General features: G+C 34.1%; 16 protein-coding genes. 10 read left to right on the forward strand and 6 right to left on the reverse strand.

All coding sequences use genetic code 11. The features are described 5' to 3' along the window. Positions 1 to 21 precede the first annotated feature (21 nt). Entirely contained in the window at positions 22 to 546 is a 525-nt protein-coding gene (locus HGK31_RS05490; RefSeq protein ID WP_191858819.1) for a C40 family peptidase, read from the reverse strand. Positions 547 to 652: 106 nt separating this feature from the next. Here HGK31_RS05490 and HGK31_RS05495 point away from each other — a divergent pair, with 106 nt between their 5' ends. Next, positions 653 to 1819, forward strand: a complete 1167-nt coding sequence (locus HGK31_RS05495; protein WP_191858820.1) for a DNA cytosine methyltransferase — start codon at positions 653 to 655, stop codon at positions 1817 to 1819. On the opposite strand, the gene lpxB is transcribed toward HGK31_RS05495, so the two are convergent. From lpxB to surE, 3 genes are read right to left on the reverse strand one after another with little or no spacing between them, the layout of a single operon-like run. Beyond that, positions 1812 to 2927: a lipid-A-disaccharide synthase gene (gene lpxB, locus HGK31_RS05500; protein ID WP_191858821.1), complete on the reverse strand. Its 1116-nt coding sequence runs from the start codon at positions 2925 to 2927 to the stop codon at positions 1812 to 1814. The two genes, HGK31_RS05495 and lpxB, sit on opposite strands and share 8 nt — an antisense overlap. 2 nt (positions 2928 to 2929) lie before the next feature. Then, positions 2930 to 3214, reverse strand: a complete 285-nt coding sequence (locus HGK31_RS05505) for a hypothetical protein (protein ID WP_191858822.1) — start codon at positions 3212 to 3214, stop codon at positions 2930 to 2932. Continuing rightward, positions 3207 to 3983: a 5'/3'-nucleotidase SurE gene (gene surE / locus HGK31_RS05510; RefSeq protein WP_104735534.1), complete on the reverse strand. Its 777-nt coding sequence runs from the start codon at positions 3981 to 3983 to the stop codon at positions 3207 to 3209. The genes HGK31_RS05505 and surE overlap by 8 nt, the downstream gene beginning before the upstream one ends. 153 nt (positions 3984 to 4136) lie before the next feature. Between surE and HGK31_RS05515 the strand changes: the two genes are divergently transcribed. Both HGK31_RS05515 and HGK31_RS05520 read left to right on the forward strand, forming a co-directional pair. Beyond that, on the forward strand, positions 4137 to 6266 hold the full coding sequence (locus tag HGK31_RS05515) for a carboxy terminal-processing peptidase (protein ID WP_191858823.1): 2130 nt from the start codon (positions 4137 to 4139) through the stop codon (positions 6264 to 6266). A gap of 5 nt (positions 6267 to 6271) precedes the next feature. After that, positions 6272 to 7363: an ABC transporter permease gene (locus HGK31_RS05520; protein ID WP_191858824.1), complete on the forward strand. Its 1092-nt coding sequence runs from the start codon at positions 6272 to 6274 to the stop codon at positions 7361 to 7363. Positions 7364 to 7368: 5 nt separating this feature from the next. On the opposite strand, the gene yihA is transcribed toward HGK31_RS05520, so the two are convergent. Together yihA and HGK31_RS05530 are read right to left on the reverse strand one after the other, a co-directional pair. Beyond that, complete coding sequence (gene yihA, locus HGK31_RS05525; RefSeq protein ID WP_191858825.1) at positions 7369 to 7971, reverse strand: ribosome biogenesis GTP-binding protein YihA/YsxC; 603 nt, start codon at positions 7969 to 7971, stop codon at positions 7369 to 7371. A 13-nt stretch (positions 7972 to 7984) separates the two neighbouring features. Then, a complete protein-coding gene (locus HGK31_RS05530; protein WP_104735539.1) occupies positions 7985 to 8749 on the reverse strand; it encodes an alpha/beta fold hydrolase in 765 nt (254 codons plus the stop codon). Between the two features lie 293 nt (positions 8750 to 9042). Here HGK31_RS05530 and mraZ point away from each other — a divergent pair, with 293 nt between their 5' ends. From mraZ to murD, 7 genes are read left to right on the forward strand one after another with little or no spacing between them, the layout of a single operon-like run. After that, positions 9043 to 9513, forward strand: coding sequence for a division/cell wall cluster transcriptional repressor MraZ (mraZ, locus tag HGK31_RS05535; protein WP_191858826.1), 471 nt, complete (start codon positions 9043 to 9045; stop codon positions 9511 to 9513). Next, positions 9488 to 10396: a 16S rRNA (cytosine(1402)-N(4))-methyltransferase RsmH gene (rsmH, locus tag HGK31_RS05540; RefSeq protein WP_191858827.1), complete on the forward strand. Its 909-nt coding sequence runs from the start codon at positions 9488 to 9490 to the stop codon at positions 10394 to 10396. Before mraZ ends, rsmH begins: the two co-directional genes overlap by 26 nt. Further along, positions 10397 to 10714 carry an FtsL-like putative cell division protein gene (locus HGK31_RS05545; protein WP_104735542.1) on the forward strand — a complete coding sequence of 106 codons (318 nt, stop codon included), beginning with the start codon at positions 10397 to 10399 and terminating at the stop codon, positions 10712 to 10714. A 60-nt stretch (positions 10715 to 10774) separates the two neighbouring features. Further along, positions 10775 to 12727, forward strand: a complete 1953-nt coding sequence (locus HGK31_RS05550; protein WP_191858914.1) for a penicillin-binding protein — start codon at positions 10775 to 10777, stop codon at positions 12725 to 12727. Continuing rightward, on the forward strand, positions 12724 to 14187 hold the full coding sequence (locus HGK31_RS05555; RefSeq protein WP_191858828.1) for a UDP-N-acetylmuramoyl-L-alanyl-D-glutamate--2,6-diaminopimelate ligase: 1464 nt from the start codon (positions 12724 to 12726) through the stop codon (positions 14185 to 14187). Before HGK31_RS05550 ends, HGK31_RS05555 begins: the two co-directional genes overlap by 4 nt. 1 nt (position 14188) lies before the next feature. Then, positions 14189 to 15430 (forward strand): phospho-N-acetylmuramoyl-pentapeptide-transferase, encoded by a 1242-nt coding sequence (mraY, locus tag HGK31_RS05560; RefSeq protein WP_104735545.1) that lies wholly within the window; start codon positions 14189 to 14191, stop codon positions 15428 to 15430. A 1-nt stretch (position 15431) separates the two neighbouring features. Further along, positions 15432 to 16763 (forward strand): UDP-N-acetylmuramoyl-L-alanine--D-glutamate ligase, encoded by a 1332-nt coding sequence (gene murD, locus HGK31_RS05565; protein WP_191858829.1) that lies wholly within the window; start codon positions 15432 to 15434, stop codon positions 16761 to 16763. The last annotated feature ends 4 nt before the right edge of the window (positions 16764 to 16767 follow it).

Here is a 16767-nt window from a genome sequence, read left to right on the forward strand (position 1 = left end):
TAAGAAAGTTACTAAAAAAAATTATAAAATGCGCCTAGCTTGAACAAAGGCAAAGTACCAATATTTTTCTGATAATTCAGAAGTTATAACACCTTTGCTTGTTGTGGAATGAATGAATTCCACATAGCCAGGTCTTGTGTTAGTAACAATACCAACATGATTTACAGTTCTGCTATTTTTTCTGGTAGCAAAAAAAAGCAAATCTCCTTTTTGAACTTCTTTTACATCTATCCATTCTCCAGATACAGCGAGTTGCGATGTGGTTCTTGGTAAAAGAATGTCTTCCTTTTTAAAAGCTGTGGTTACTAAGCCGGAGCAGTCCATGCCTTTTTTTGTAGTACCACCATATTTGTAGCGCACACCGTTAAAGGTTTGAGCGTAATCAATTATAGCATCAGCTTTTTCATTGTAGTTTGAGTTGTTACTGTAGGTGTTTTTTTTGGTTTCGGTTTTATGAGATTTATGTGATGAAGCTGTTGCTGTCTTTTTGGATTTGCAAGACATCAAAACGAACAAACAACAAATAAGTAGGGCTATTTTATGCATGCTTCGAAAATACATAATTTTGTTATTAAAAAAATAATAACCTTTCAAAAAGTTGATTTGTTCAAACTTCAAATTCTCTTATTTTTAGCGTTCAATAAGTAGATTTATGAATGTAATTGATTTGTTTTCTGGATGTGGTGGTTTGGCATTAGGCTTTAAATGGGCTGGTTTTAATACACTACTGGCAAGTGATGTGGATGAAAATTGTGAAAAAACCTATAAGTTTAATTTTCCAAGGGTGCCATTCATTAGAGAAGACTTAAGGAATATTTCAACAAATCAAATAAAAAGTCAAGTTACTGAATCGGTTGATGTTGTAATAGGAGGGCCGCCTTGTCAGGGCTTTTCTTTAGCAAATAAAAACAGAAACAAAGTAAAGCATGATCCAAGAAACGAATTGTTCTATGAATTCGTTCGTGTGGTAACGGACTTACAACCTAAAGCCTTTGTTATGGAAAATGTCAGAGGTTTACTTTCAATGCAGAAAGGAAAAGTTATTCAGCTTATGAAAGAAGAGTTTGAAAATGCTGGATTCGGTTATGATGTTGATTATAAAGTGCTTTTAGCCTCAGATTATGGAGTGCCACAAAACAGGCAACGGGTTATTATGATTGGTATTAGAAAAGATTTAAATATAAAGCCTGAATTCCCTATCCAAAGTCATGATAGACCAATTACAGTTTGGGAAGCTATTTCAGATTTACCTCAAATAAAGGCTTCGGAAGGCGATGAAAAAATGACGTATAAATCTCATGCAGAAAACAAATATCAAGCGTTTATGCGCCAGTCTAGCTCGGCAGTTTTCAATCATGTTGCCATGAGGCATACAAAAAGACTTATTGATAGATTTCAAGTTATAAAAGCAGGTCAATCATTGGCACATGTACCACAAGAACATGCTGCTGTAAAACGTGGTAAGCCAAAGGAGAAATCTAAAATTGTGTTTTCACAAAACAATCAGCGTTTGCATGCAGATAGACCTGCACCAACCATTGCAGCATCATTTCAAAGTAATTTTATTCACCCTTTTTTACACAGGAATTTTACAGCCCGTGAAGGTGCGCGCTTGCAATCGTTTCCAGATGATTTTATTTTTCAAGGTATGCGAACTAAAATGAGTTGGGAGAAGGGGTTAAGTCAATATCAACAGATTGGGAATGCTGTTCCGCCGTTATTGGGTTACGCAATCGCTAATAAAATCAATGAAATTTTAAAGGGTGTTAATAAAAATGATGAGACCAAATTATTTGATGTAACCAAGTTGGTTAACTAATCGCTTTGTAAATAAGTTTCGCAGTTTTTTCACTAGCACCTCTACCACCTAACTTTTTTTCAAGCTCATAATAAGCCATAAAGAATTTTGTGCGTTCATATTTGTCCAAAATTCTGTCTAATTCTTTTTTGAGTTTATTCGTATTAAAATCGCTTTGAATAAGTTCGGTTACGACTTCTTTGTCCATGATTAAATTGACTAGTGAAATGAATTTAATATGTTTTACCAAACGCTTACCAATTTGATAGGATAGCCAGCTACCTTTATAACAGACTACTTCTGGTACTTTAAATAAAGCTGTTTCAAGAGTGGCAGTTCCAGATGTAACTAGTGCAGCTGTTGAAACACTTAAAAGATCATAGGTTCTGTTTGAAATAAAATGAACATTTGTATTTTTAATAAATTGCTTGTAAAACGAATATTCTTGACTTGGAGCACCAGCAATCACAAATTGATGGTCAGGATATTGATTGACAATACTCAACATAACCGAAAGCATTTTGGTTATTTCTTGTTTTCTACTGCCAGGCAATAGTGCTATTATGGGCTTTTCATTCAACTCATGTTCAGCTCTAAAAGTATATTCGTCAACTTGATTTCTATTGGCAATGGCATCAATTAAAGGGTGTCCAACAAATTCAACCGTATAGTTGTGTTTTTTTTCATAAAAATCCTTTTCAAAAGGTAGAATAACATACATACTGTCAACATCACGTTTTATGGCATTGATCCGGTTTTCCTTCCAAGCCCAAATTTGTGGTGAAATATAATAGTGAGTCTTAAAACCTTCTTGCTTTGCCCATTTGGCAATGCGTAAATTAAACCCTGGATAATCTATAAAAATAATGACATCAGGATTAAAGGATTCAATGTCTTTTTTACAAAATGATAGATTTCTTGTTATGGTTCGTAAGTTCATGATAACTTCTGCAAAACCCATAAATGCTAAATCTCTGTAATGTTTAATTAAATTATTGCTAACAGCTTCCATCAGGTCACCACCCCAAAACCTGAATGAGGCATTAACATCTTCTTTTAGTAAGGCCTTCATTAAGTTGGAACCGTGTAAGTCACCTGATGCTTCTCCAGCAATAATGTAATATTTCATGGTTACATGAATTTAAAAATAAACGTGAAAATAGCTATTAAAACAGTTGCTAGTAAAACACCTCTAGCTCTATAATCTTGTTTTTTCTTTATAAAAACGAAAAAGGCTATTAAATTTAGTATTGAACCCAAACTTATAAGTTTTCCTAAAAAACCTTCGGCTGAAGCAGATTTGAGTACTGTAATAAACTCATCGCCATTGCCTAGTATGATTGTGGCTAGATAAAGACCAATAATATTTGCTATGAGTCCTACCAATAATCCTTTAAAAACTTCTTTTTTAATCATTAAACTTCCATGTATTTAATTGTTGAATACAATGATGTGCAGTTAAATCAAACTGAACAGGAACAACAGAAACATAACCATTTTCTAATGCCCATTCATCAGTATCTTCACCGTTATCTAAATTAACAAATTTTCCAGTTAACCAATAATAATCTTTGCCTTGAGGGGTTTTTCGCTTGTCAAATTCCTCTTCCCAATTTGCTTTTGCTTGTCTACAAATTTTCACACCTTTAATTTCAGATTGTGAAAGATTAGGGATATTGACATTTAGAACTACATTTTTTGGTATGCCATTATTAAGAACATTTTGAGCAATTTGCTTTACAAAACTTTTTGATGCTTCAAAATTAGCATTGTAGTTATAATCCAAAAGTGAGAAACCTATGGCGGGAATGCCTTCTATACCAGCTTCTAGAGCGGCACTCATAGTCCCAGAATATATCACATTGATCGATGAATTTGAACCGTGATTAATTCCAGACACACATAAATCTGGTCTCCTATCTAATATTTCATTCACTGCTAGTTTGACACAGTCAGCAGGAGTGCCAGAACAACTATATTCAGGTTGCGTGCCATCATCAATCACCACCTTTTCAAGATGTAATGTAGAATTGATTGTTATAGCATGACCCATTCCGCTTTGAGGACTGTCTGGTGCCACAACAACAACATCTCCTAAATCTGACATAACTTCAATAAGAGTTCTTATCCCAGGAGCAGCTATACCATCATCATTAGTAACTAAAATTAAGGGTCTTTCTGACATTTCTGAAGTTAATTTACAAGTTGCTAAAATACATAATTTAGAGTGCTTTTGTCGAATATTTGGTGTTTAACAAAAAATTAGTACCATTTGATTATATTGGCATAGTTTTTTCTTTAATTTAGTGAAAAATATATCATGCTTATTATGAGAATTATGAAAAGGAATTATAACATTTTAATATTAATGCTTTTGTTGGCGTTTGCCTCATGCAGCTTTACCACAAAAACATTTAGCGACCCTAATAAAGATAAGCTTTTAATTCAAGCAATTACATATGTTCTAGAGCGAGGTCATTTTGATCCTAAAGAAATTAATGATGAGTTTTCAATTGAAGTATATTCAGATTATTTGGAGCAGATAGATCCTTTAAAACAATATTTTTATGAATCTGACATCAAGGAATTTGAGCAATATAAGACGGAAATTGATGATCAATTAAAGGCTTTAGATATTTCGTTTTTTAATTTGACTCATGAACGACTTATGCAACGTATAGAAGAGGCAAAGGTTATTTATAAAGAAGTATTGGATACTCCTTTTGATTATTCAGTTGATGAGGTCTTTAATTCAGATTATGAAGCTTTAGATTTTGTAAGTTCTAAAAAGGAAATGAAGGAACGTTGGAGACAACGATTAAAGTATACCAATCTAGCGAATTATGATGATTTGATAAATGCGCAGGAATCAGCTGATGAAAATGACGACGTTGAAAAAAAATCATTAGAAGAGATTGAGGTTGCGTCCAGAAAGGAAACACTCAAAACCATAGATATCTATTATAATGATTATATAGATGATATGGAGCGTAAAGACTGGTTTGTAGTTTTTATAAATGCCATAACTCAAGAATTTGACCCACATACAACTTATTTTGCACCTGAAGATAAAGAGGTTTTTAATCAAGGGATGTCTGGTAAATTAGAAGGAATTGGCGCTAGACTTCAAAAACGAATGGATAATATTAAAATTGTCGAGTTGATTTCTGGTGGTCCAGCTTGGAGAGGTAAGGAGTTGGAAGTTGGTGATATCATTCAAAAGGTAAGACAGGAAGACGAAAAAGAAGCTGTGAGTATTATTGGAATGCGCATTGATGATGCTATAAAATTGATTAAAGGACCTAAAGGAACTAATGTTTACTTAACCGTAAAAAAAGTTGATGGAACAATTGAGGTTATAAAAATTACACGAGATATTGTTGAACTTGAAGAAACTCATGCAAAGAGTTCCATTGTAACCAAAAATGATAAACGTTTTGGCGTTATTAATTTACCCAAGTTTTACGCTGATTTTGAAGATTATCAGAAGTTAAATGCAGCATCTGACGTTAAGAAAGAAATTGAGCGTTTAAAAGAAGAAGGAATGGAAGGCTTGGTGCTTGATCTACGTGGCAATGGAGGTGGATCATTACAAACCGTAGTTGAGATGGCTGGTTTGTTTATTGAACAAGGGCCAATCGTTCAAGTGCGTTCTACTGATGAACCTAAAGAAGTTTTAAAGGATACAGATAAATCTATTGTTTGGGATGGTCCATTAGTTATTTTAGTGAATGAGTTTTCAGCATCTGCTTCTGAAATTTTGGCAGCAGCCATGCAAGATTATAAGCGTGCTATTGTAATTGGAAGTAAGCAAACTTATGGTAAGGGAACTGTTCAATCATTTTTTGATTTAAACAGGATGGTAAGAAATTATAAAGATGGTGATTTAGGAGCCTTAAAAGTTACCAGACAAAAGTATTACCGAATCAATGGTGGATCGGTCCAACTTGAAGGAGTAAAAAGTGACGTTATTGTTCCGGATCGTTATAGCTTTATGGATATTGGTGAGAAAGATCAGGAAAACCCATTAGGTTGGGATGAAATTGATGCTGCTGAATTTTCTTTTTGGGAAGGTTACTTTGATTATGATACGACCATAAAAAAGAGTATTGAAAGAATGAAGGATAATTCACAATTAAAATTAATTGAAGAAAACGCAAAATGGGTTAAAACGCGTATGGATGAAAAACAACATCCATTGAATTATAGTAAGTACAAATCGCAATTAGATTTAAATGAGGAAGAAGCTAAACAGTTTGATGAAATCTCAAATTACCAAACCAATCTAACATTTGAATCATTGCCATATGAAAAAAGACTTTTCGAAAAAGATACAGTTTTAAAAGATAAACGCATACGTTGGCATGAGAGTTTAAGTAAAGATGTATATATGGAAGAGGCATTAAATGTGCTTGAAGATTTAAAAATGTCGTACTCTATTAAAAAGGTAGCAACAGTAAAAGACTAATTTAAATGAGTCAAAGCTCAAGCTCATTAAGCAAACTAGCGCTCCAGAAATTTAAAAAAGATTTCTGGGGCGTTTTTAGTTTGTTTTTAATTGTATTTGTAGGCTTCATCTCTGTCTTTGCATATGTTATTGCTCCTGATAACTCGCAACATGCTAATCAAATGCATTTGTCTATTCACTCTAAAAAGCCAGGTTTTAAAGTTGCCATGTTGGTCATGCCCAATGACAATCTTGGTAAACAAAGTGTTTTTGACAAATTATTTTTTGGTAGAAAAAATACCGAAAATGAAATCCCGATTTCAAGTCATACTCACAAAGAGAGTTTATTGACTTATACTGAATATACAGCTGATGATTTGGAAGGTATAACAAAAACTATTGATTTAAATCATTTCACAGATAAGCAAAAACCTTATGTTGAAGAAAAAATATTTCTATTTGGTACTGATAAGTATGGAAGGGATTTATTAAGTAGAATCCTTGTGGGAGCAAGAATTTCATTTTTTATTGGTTTCATTGCGGTTTTTATATCACTTGTAGTAGGAATACTTATGGGTAGTTTGGCAGGTTATTTTGGTGGTAAGGTTGACGCGCTTATTATGTGGTTTATCAATGTATCATGGTCAATACCCACATTGTTATTGGTGATTGCTACAACCTTGGCTTTAGGTAAAGGTTTTTGGCAGGTTTTTATTGCTGTTGGCCTTACCATGTGGGTTGAAGTAGCTAGAGTAGTTAGAGGGCAGGTAATGAGTGTAAAGGAAATGCAATACGTAACTGCGGCACGAGCATTAGGTTTCAATGATTTCAGGATTATTACTAGACATATTTTGCCTAATATTATGGCACCTGTAATTGTAATTTCGGCTGCAAACTTTGCGGCAGCCATTTTAATTGAGAGTGGCTTGAGTTTTTTGGGCATTGGAGCTCAACCACCTATGTCTAGTTGGGGAGCTATGATAAAAGATCATTATAATTATATCATTCTTGGAAAACCATATCTGGCCTTAATTCCTGGTTTTTGTATAATGATATTGGTCATGGCATTTATGCTTATGGGTAATGCTTTAAGAGACGCTTTGGATGTGAGAAGTTAGTTAATCTAAATATTCATAGAATTGTTAATTGAATCAATATAATCCAAAACTTCCTCTTTACCAATAGATTTTGAAGACGATGTTATAAAATAGTTAGGCATTTCCTCCCAAGTCTCCAATAACTTATTTTTATAGGTTTCAACCTGTCTGGTTATGGCGTTGGGTTTCAATTTATCGGCTTTTGTGAATATGATAGAAAATGGAATGCTATTTTCTCCGAGCCATGCCATAAATTCTAAATCTATGGGTTGCGCATCATGTCTAATATCTACCAAAACAAAAGCAGATACCAATTGCTCTCGCAAACTAAAATATTGTGTAATAAATTTTTGAAATGTTTTTTTTGCGCTTTTTGATACGCGTGCATATCCATATCCAGGTAAATCAACTAAATGCCAATTTTTATTAATTAGAAAATGATTGATTAACTGTGTTTTACCAGGTCTTCCAGATGTTTTAGCCAAACTTTTTCTATTGGTTAACATATTGATTAAAGATGATTTTCCAACATTACTTCTGCCAATAAAAGCGTATTCTGGCAACATGCTTTTAGGGCATTTAGCCACATCAGAATTGCTCATTACGAATTCTGCCGATTTAATTTCCATAGCGAGATAAGGTTTAGAAATTTCTTTTGTTCAACCAAGAATTAAGAATTTCATTAAACTCATCTGGATGCTCCATCATGGCAGCATGCCCACATTTGTCAATCCAGAATAATTCTGAATCTGGTAAGAGTTCATCAAATTCTTCAGCTACTTCAGGAGGTGTAACTGTATCGTTTTTACCCCAAATAATACAGGTAGGGGTTTTCATGTTTGGTAAATCTTTTGCCATATTGTGTCTAATGGCACTTTTGGCAATGGCAAGTGTTTTTATGAGCTTGTTACGATCATTTACAGTTTCATAAACTTCGTCAACTATCTCTTTTGTAGCAACTTCAGGATCATAGAAAACGTCTTGCGCTTTTTTCTTTATTACTTCATAATCACTGCGCTTGGTGTAACCACCACCCATAGCGCTTTCGTATAAACCAGAACTACCTGTTATAATCAGTGCCTTTACTTTTTTTGGGTATAATTTTGTGTGATATAAACCGATGTGTCCGCCAAGAGAATTTCCTAAAAGAATAACATCGTCGAACCCTTTAAATTCAATAAAATCATGTAAGTATTTTGCAAAACTTTTAACATTGGTTTTAAGTAGAGACATGGTGTAAATAGGTAGTTCAGGAATAATAACAGAATACCCTTTTTTACTAAAATAACTTGTGACAGAATCAAAATTACTCAAACCACCCATAAGCCCATGAAGAACAATAATGGGAGTGCCTTCGCCTACCTCTATATAACTGTAACTTTTCTCTTTTTTTAATCGGTGCGCCATTATCTGGTTTAGCTATTCTAAAAGCAAATATAGTTAAATCATTCACAATATATGGATAATTATTGTTGACATGTAATACGCCATATTCCAAGATATTAACATTATAAAGTCAATATTTTTAGCGACTCTGTAACTCTCTGAAATAAAGAGTTTAAGATGTTTTAAGCAATTTTAATATCGACATAATTCCACTTTTAATCGAAAAATTATCAACAAAGTGGTAAAATGTGGTAAAATGTGGTATATTTTTCAATATATTTGAAACTTAATCTCAAGAATCTGTAAATAGCGTTTTGAATTCATTAATAGGGACATACGAATGCAAGGTAGATGCCAAAGGGCGTTTAATGCTTCCGGCTGCTTTAAAAAAGCAGTTGTCACCTGTATTGCAAAACGGTTTTGTTTTAAAACGTGCTGTTTTTCAGCCTTGTTTGGAATTGTATCCCATGTATGAATGGGAATCGCTCATGCAGAAGGTTAATAAACTAAACAGATTTAAGAAGAAAAATAATGATTTCATCCGTCGGTTCACTGCTGGTGTGAAAATGATTGAAGTGGATTCAACCGGTCGATTGTTAATACCTAAAGACTTGGTTGGTTTTGCAAATATTTCCAAAGAAATCGTTGTGTCTTCCGCTATAAACATTGTGGAAATTTGGGATAAGGATAAATATGAGCAGGCTATTGATGATGCAACTGGTGATTTTGCAGATTTGGCTGAAGAAGTAATGGGACAAGATGATGACGACCATGGAATATCATAATCCCGTTTTATTAAAGGAAACAGTTGATGGTTTAGATATAATTGAAGATGGCGTCTATGTTGATGTCACTTTTGGAGGAGGAGGTCATAGCAAGGAAATATTAAAAAGGCTGGGTGAAAATGGGAAGTTGTATGCTTTTGATCAAGATCCAGACGCTCTTAAAAATAAGATTGATGATAATCGCTTTACGCTGATACATGAGAATTTTAGATATCTCAAACGTTTTTTGCGATTCTATGGTGTTAAGCAGGTAAATGGAGTTTTGGCTGATTTTGGAGTTTCTTCACATCAGTTTGATGTTGCCGAAAGGGGTTTTTCAACACGATTTGAAGCTGATTTAGATATGAGAATGAATCAAAAGAATCAACTGTCAGCTTATCATGTGGTTAATGAATATGATGAAGAAAAGTTGCGTCAGGTCTTGTGGCAGTATGGTGAGTTAAGGCAGGCGCCTGCAATGGCTAGAGTAATTGTTGAAAGTAGAAATGAAAACGAGATAAAAACAAGTGAGCAATTAAAGGCTGTGTTAAAGCAATTTTTACAACATAAAAAGGAGAATAAAGTATTAGCTCAAATTTTTCAAGCCATTCGTATTGAAGTGAATCAAGAAATAGAAGTATTAAAGGAGTTTTTATTGCAAACTTCCGAAGTGTTGATAAAGGGAGGGAGGTTAAGCGTTATATCCTATCACTCTCTAGAAGATAGATTGGTGAAAAGATTTATTAGAAATGGACTTTTTGAAGGAGAACCAGAACGTGATGTTTTTGGAAACTTTGAAGTGCCTTTTAAGAAAGTCGGTGGACTTATTGTGCCAACCAGAGAAGAAATTAAAATCAATAATAGAGCGCGTAGCGCAAAATTACGAATAGCTGAAAAGTTGTAAATGAAAAAAGGGTTATACAGTATTTTAAAAGGAACATTTCTCATTAGCGATGATGCTTTTAAAAACTGGCGTATGATTTTATTTATTTCTGCGCTTGCTATAATCATGATTGCAAGTTCTCATAGTGCTGATAAAAAAGTACATGAGATTGCACGATTGAGTAATGAAGTTAAAGAATTACGTTCAGCCATGATTGATGGCCGAGGAAAACTGATGAATCTCAAAAAGGAGACAGTGGTCGAAAAGAAGATGAAAGAAAAAGGTTTGGCAATTTCAGAAATACCACCAACCAAAATTAAAGTGAAATCCCAAAATTAGTTCAGCTTGGCAGCAAACGAGAAGAACATATTGAACCGATTGTATTTTATAGCAGGATGTATGTTCATCTTCGCTCTAGCAGTGGTGTTCAAATTATTGAGCATTCAGTTTATGCAAGGTGATAAGTACAGAAGTTTAGCTGAAGAACGAACTATTAAGGACGTAGTTATTCCTGCTAATCGTGGCAATGTGTATTCAGCAAATGGGAATCTTCTCGCTACCTCTATTCCAAAGTATGATATACGAATAGATGCTATTACACCATCATCCGTGACATTTGAAAAGTACTTAAAGCCACTTTGCGATTCGCTATCGGTTTTTTCAGGAAAGTCAACCTCATATTATGAAAAATTGATTAGAAAGGCACGTGCCAATAAAAATAGGTACTTACTACTTGCTAGAAATATTGGCTATTCAGATTATATACGTGTTAGAAATTTTCCCATGTTAAATCTGGGTGCTTTTAAAGGAGGTTTAATTGTTGAGCAGACCACCAAGCGTGAACATCCTATGGGTGGCATTGCGCAAAGGTCAATTGGTTATGAAAGACATGATGAAAATGGCAATATAACTAGAGCAGGGTTGGATGGTGCCTTTGGAGCTAAATATTTACGAGGGAAAGATGGTCATCGTCTTAAGCAAAGAATAGGTAAAGGTCAATGGAAACCTATAGTGGATTATAATCAGGTTGAACCTAAAGACGGTTATGATATTTACACGACTATTAGCGTCAACATTCAAGATATTGCCCACCATGCTTTATTACAGCAATTAGAATATTATGAAGCAGAGCATGGTTGTGTTGTTGTGATGGAAGTTGAAACAGGTGAAATTAGAGCGATTTCTAATCTAGGCAGAACGAGCAAAGGTACTTATTATGAAAAGTTGAATTATGCCGTTGGTGAGTCACATGAGCCTGGCTCTACCTTTAAAGTTATGGCTTTAATGGCTGCATTGGAGGATAAAGTAATTGATACTTCAACGATTGTTGATACCAAAAGAGGGCGTAAAATGTTCTATGGTCGATACATTAATGACTCCCGTCATGGTGGGTATGGAGAAATATCAGCTGCTAGATCTTTAGAAGTTTCATCAAACATAGGCTTGGCAACTATAATTGATGATAACTATGCTAAAACACCAGAGAAGTTTTTAAATAGAATAAAAAGCTGGAAACTTCATAAGCCTTTAGGATTACCAATTTTAGGTGAAGGTAAACCAGCAATTTATGAACCAGGCCATGAGAAATGGAGTAAAAATGCCTTGCCATCAATGGCTTATGGTTACAATCTGTCTCTTACGCCTTTGCAAACCTTAACTTTTTATAATGCGATAGCTAATAATGGTGTGATGGTGAAGCCACGTTTTATAAGGGAAGTTAAAGAATTGGATAAGCAAATAGAAAGTTTTGATAAGGAAATCATTAATAACAAAATCTGTTCAGATAAAACATTAAAAGAAGTTCAAGAAATACTTAAAAATGTTGTGGTTAGAGGAACCGGTCGGTCATTGTATTCACCATACTTTTCTATGGCTGGTAAAACTGGAACTGCCAAAACAGAATATTGGATGTCAGATTGGGAAGACAATAGGCGTTACGTGTCTTCTTTCGCTGGATATTTTCCAGCAGAGAACCCAAAATATTCATGCATAGTAGTTATCCATAAGCCAAGTGTAGAAAAAGGATATTATGGAGCCGATGTAACAGGGCCAGTTTTTAAGCGAATTGCTCAAAAAATATTTACGGATACGCCATTAATTGATCAGGTGGAATCTTTAGAGATAAAACAGGCTTCAGTTGAAAACGAATATGAACTTTACTATGATATCTCTGAAAAACATAAAACGATAATGCCCAATGTTGTTGGATTACCTACAATGGATGCTATTGCTATTCTAGAGAATATGGGATTAAAAGTGAGAACGCAAGGTGTTGGTGAAGTTAAATCACAGTCAATCAACAAAGGAGACAAAGTAAAGCGAAGTCAAACAGTAGTAATTGAAGCCTCATGATGACTTTAAAAGACATATTGTATAAGGTTACTTTAAATGCTGTCGCAGGAAACACAAATGTACCTGTAAATAATATTGTGTTTGATTCACGAAAGATTTCAAAAGGGGATGTCTTTGTTGCAATTGTAGGAACTCAAGTAGATGGTCATGATTATATTGATAAGGCTATTTCTTTGGGCTGTATAGCTGTAGTTTCAGAAAAACTCCCTAAAAATCTCAAGCATGATGTTACCTATGTTGAAGTTGAGAATACATCGACAGCTCTGGCAATAATGGCTTCCAATTTTTATGAGGTACCATCTGAAAACTTAAAATTAGTTGGCGTAACTGGCACGAATGGAAAAACAACAATTGCAACTCTGTTGTACCAACTGTTTAAAAAAGCCGGCTATAAAGTAGGGCTATTGTCAACAGTCAGAATTATGGTTGATAATACCGAGTATAAAGCGACACATACAACACCAGATTCACTTACAATAAACAGTTATCTAAAGAAAATGAATGACGCTGGTGTTGAGTATTGTTTTATGGAAGTTAGCTCACATGGAATCCATCAAAAGCGTACTGAAGGACTTCGTTTTGAAGGAGGAATTTTTACAAATCTTTCACATGACCATTTAGATTATCATAACAGTTTTGCAGAATATCGAGACGTTAAAAAAGCATTTTTTGATGGTTTGCCAAAACAAGCATTCTCCTTGGTGAATATTGATGATAAAAATGGTTTGGTCATGATGCAAAATACCCAAGCTAGAAAATTCACCTACGCACTTAAAAGCTTCGCTGATTATAAAGCACAAATTTTAGAAAATCAATTTGGGGGATTATTATTGAAGATTAACGAGAATGAAGTCTGGACACGTTTGGTAGGTAATTTTAATGCTTACAATGTTTTAGCCATCTATGCAACTGCAGAACTTTTGGGTCTTGAGAAGGTAGAAGTTTTAAGACTGATAAGTGATTTAGAAAGTGTATCAGGGCGATTTCAATATCTTATTTCTGAAGAGAAAATCACTGCTATCGTTGATTACGCACATACACCAGATGCTTTGAAAAATGTTCTAGAAACAATTAATAGTATTAGAACCAAAAATGAAGAACTGATAACCGTTGTTGGGTGTGGTGGTGATCGTGATAAAACAAAGAGACCAAAAATGGGTCATATTGCATCGGCTTTAAGTACCAAGGTCATTTTTACAAGTGACAATCCAAGAAGTGAAAATCCTGATATTATAATTAATGAGATAGAAGCTGGAGTAGAGCCACAGAATTTCAAAAAAACCATTTCAATAACTGATAGAAAACAAGCTATAAAAGCAGCCTGTCAAATGGCCAAAACCAATGATATTATCCTTATAGCAGGTAAGGGACACGAAACCTATCAAGAAATTAAAGGAGAGCGTTTTGACTTTGATGATTTTATGATTGTACAAGAATTTTTAAAGCAATTACAAAAATAATATGTTGTATTACTTATTTGAATATTTAGAGAAGCAGTATCAATTTCCAGGTGCATCCTTATTTGGGTTTATAACCTTTAGGGCAGCTATGGCTATTATTCTGTCACTCTTAATATCTACTATATATGGTAAGCGTATAATAAAGTTTTTACGTAAGCAACAAGTAGGAGAAACCATTCGTGATTTAGGTTTAGAAGGCCAAGTAGAGAAAGCTGGTACACCAACCATGGGTGGAATTATAATCATTTTAGCAACACTCATTCCTGTATTGTTATTGGCAAAACTTGAAAATGTCTATATCATACTTTTAATAGTCACAACAGTCTGGATGGGAACTATTGGATTTATTGATGATTATATCAAAAAATTTAAAAATGATAAGGAAGGGTTAAAAGGAAGATTTAAGGTGCTAGGTCAAGTGGGATTGGGAATAATAGTTGGAGTAACTCTATTCTTTCATTCTGATGTTACTCTAAAGGAAAAGTTGCCACTAGCTGAACAGCAGGAAATTTTAGCTAAAAACCCAGATGCAAAACCAACAGATTTATTCGCATCAGAAGAACGTTCAACAAAAACAACAATTCCATTTGTAAAGGCCAATGAATTTGATTATGCCGAAATAATTACATGGATTAATAAAGATTGGGCACAATATGCTTGGATCATTTTTATTCCTATTGTCATTTTTATTATCACGGCAGTTTCCAATGGGGCCAATCTTACAGATGGTATTGATGGGCTCGCAGCAGGTACTTCGGCAATAATTGTACTCACATTGGGCATTTTTGCTTGGGTATCTGGTAATATAATATTTTCGGAATACTTAAATATTATGTATATCCCAAGGGTAGAGGAAATTACAATTTATATAGCCGCTTTTGTAGGAGCCTTAATTGGATTTCTATGGTATAATACCTACCCAGCGCAGGTTTTTATGGGTGATACAGGTAGTTTAACTATTGGCGGCATCATTGCTGTAATAGCAATAGCTGTTAGAAAAGAATGGTTAATACCTGTGCTATGTGGAATATTTTTAGCCGAAAATCTCTCTGTGGTTATGCAGGTAAGTTGGTTTAAATATACAAGGAAGAAATATGGTGAAGGCAGGCGTATTTTTAAAATGTCACCACTTCATCATCACTATCAAAAATCAGGATATCACGAAAGTAAAATTGTTACTAGGTTCTGGATTATAGGAATTCTGCTAGCTATTATTTCGATTGTGACATTGAAAATCAGATAGTATGAAAAGGCTTGTGATTTTGGGTGGAGGAGAAAGTGGTGTTGGAACCGCTTTATTGGGTAAAGCCAAAGGATATGATGTTTTTGTTTCAGATAAGGGAATAATCAAACAAAAATATCAAGACGTTCTTAAAAATAATGAGATTGATTGGGAAGATCAACAGCATACTGAAAATAAAATATTGAATGCTGATGTTGTAATGAAAAGCCCTGGCATACCATCAAAGGTGGATTTGGTCCAGAGATTAATAGCAGCCAATGTTCCCGTGATTTCCGAGATAGAATTTGCCTCAAAGTTTACTGAAGCTACTATTGTGGGAATCACTGGGAGTAACGGCAAAACTACAACAGCATCCTTGACACATCATATTTTGAAACAGGAACTTGATGTTGGATTGGCAGGGAATATAGGAGATAGTTTTGCTAAACAGGTTTTGGAAAAGCATTATGAAAATTATGTTTTAGAGATAAGTAGTTTTCAGTTGGATGATTGTTTGAATTTTAGGCCACATATTGCTGTTATTACCAATATAACACCAGATCATTTGGATAGGTATGATTACAAATTTGAGAACTATATAGCGTCTAAATTTCGTATTGCTATGAATCAAAAATCAAGTGATTATCTAATTTATGATGCTGATGATTCAGTTATTACAAGTTGGTTATATCAAAACCCAGTGCAATCAACATTATTGCCGTTTTCATTAATAAAATCAATTGAAAACGGAGCCTTTTTAGAAAAAGATAATATAAAAATAACAATAGATAACGAACAGATAATTATGCCAACAAAAAATTTAGCATTAGAAGGTAAGCACAATATAAAAAATGCTATGGCTGCTTCAACCGTAGCTCATTTATTAAAAATAAGAAAACAAACCATCAGAGAGAGTTTGGAAAATTTTCATGGTGTAGAGCATCGTTTGGAGCAAGTTCTAAAAATTAATAAAGTTCAGTATATCAATGACTCTAAAGCCACGAATGTGAATGCTACTTATTATGCTTTAGAGAGCATGGAAGCTCCAACTGTATGGATTGTTGGAGGCCAAGACAAAGGCAATGACTATACTGAATTATTTCCATTTGTTAATGAAAAAGTAAAAGCCATTATCTGTCTTGGTGTAGATAATGAAAAGCTAATGAATAATTTTAGTTCGATGGTTGATGTCATTGTTGAGACACAATACATGAGTGAGGCTGTAAAAATAGCTTATAAAATAGCTGAATCTGGTGACAATGTGCTGCTATCTCCTGCCTGTGCAAGTTTTGATTTATTTGAAAACTACGAGGATAGAGGCAGGCAGTTTAAAGATGCTGTAAGAAACTTATAAAAAA

This window comes from Hanstruepera ponticola (genome assembly GCF_012931685.1).
Lineage (GTDB): Bacteria > Bacteroidota > Bacteroidia > Flavobacteriales > Flavobacteriaceae > Hanstruepera > Hanstruepera ponticola.

Coding starts and splice junctions, on each gene's coding strand:
- yihA (WP_191858825.1), bottom strand. CDS start 7,971: ATGGAAATTAAATCGGCAGAATTCGTAATGAGCAATTCTGATGTGGCT.
- HGK31_RS05490 (WP_191858819.1), bottom strand. CDS start 546: ATGCATAAAATAGCCCTACTTATTTGTTGTTTGTTCGTTTTGATGTCT.
- mraY (WP_104735545.1), top strand. CDS start 14,189: ATGTTGTATTACTTATTTGAATATTTAGAGAAGCAGTATCAATTTCCA.
- murD (WP_191858829.1), top strand. CDS start 15,432: ATGAAAAGGCTTGTGATTTTGGGTGGAGGAGAAAGTGGTGTTGGAACC.
- HGK31_RS05495 (WP_191858820.1), top strand. CDS start 653: ATGAATGTAATTGATTTGTTTTCTGGATGTGGTGGTTTGGCATTAGGC.
- HGK31_RS05550 (WP_191858914.1), top strand. CDS start 10,775: ATGTTCATCTTCGCTCTAGCAGTGGTGTTCAAATTATTGAGCATTCAG.
- HGK31_RS05505 (WP_191858822.1), bottom strand. CDS start 3,214: ATGATTAAAAAAGAAGTTTTTAAAGGATTATTGGTAGGACTCATAGCA.
- rsmH (WP_191858827.1), top strand. CDS start 9,488: ATGATGACGACCATGGAATATCATAATCCCGTTTTATTAAAGGAAACA.
- HGK31_RS05545 (WP_104735542.1), top strand. CDS start 10,397: ATGAAAAAAGGGTTATACAGTATTTTAAAAGGAACATTTCTCATTAGC.
- HGK31_RS05520 (WP_191858824.1), top strand. CDS start 6,272: ATGAGTCAAAGCTCAAGCTCATTAAGCAAACTAGCGCTCCAGAAATTT.
- surE (WP_104735534.1), bottom strand. CDS start 3,983: ATGTCAGAAAGACCCTTAATTTTAGTTACTAATGATGATGGTATAGCT.
- HGK31_RS05530 (WP_104735539.1), bottom strand. CDS start 8,749: ATGGCGCACCGATTAAAAAAAGAGAAAAGTTACAGTTATATAGAGGTA.
- lpxB (WP_191858821.1), bottom strand. CDS start 2,927: ATGAAATATTACATTATTGCTGGAGAAGCATCAGGTGACTTACACGGT.
- HGK31_RS05555 (WP_191858828.1), top strand. CDS start 12,724: ATGATGACTTTAAAAGACATATTGTATAAGGTTACTTTAAATGCTGTC.
- HGK31_RS05515 (WP_191858823.1), top strand. CDS start 4,137: ATGAAAAGGAATTATAACATTTTAATATTAATGCTTTTGTTGGCGTTT.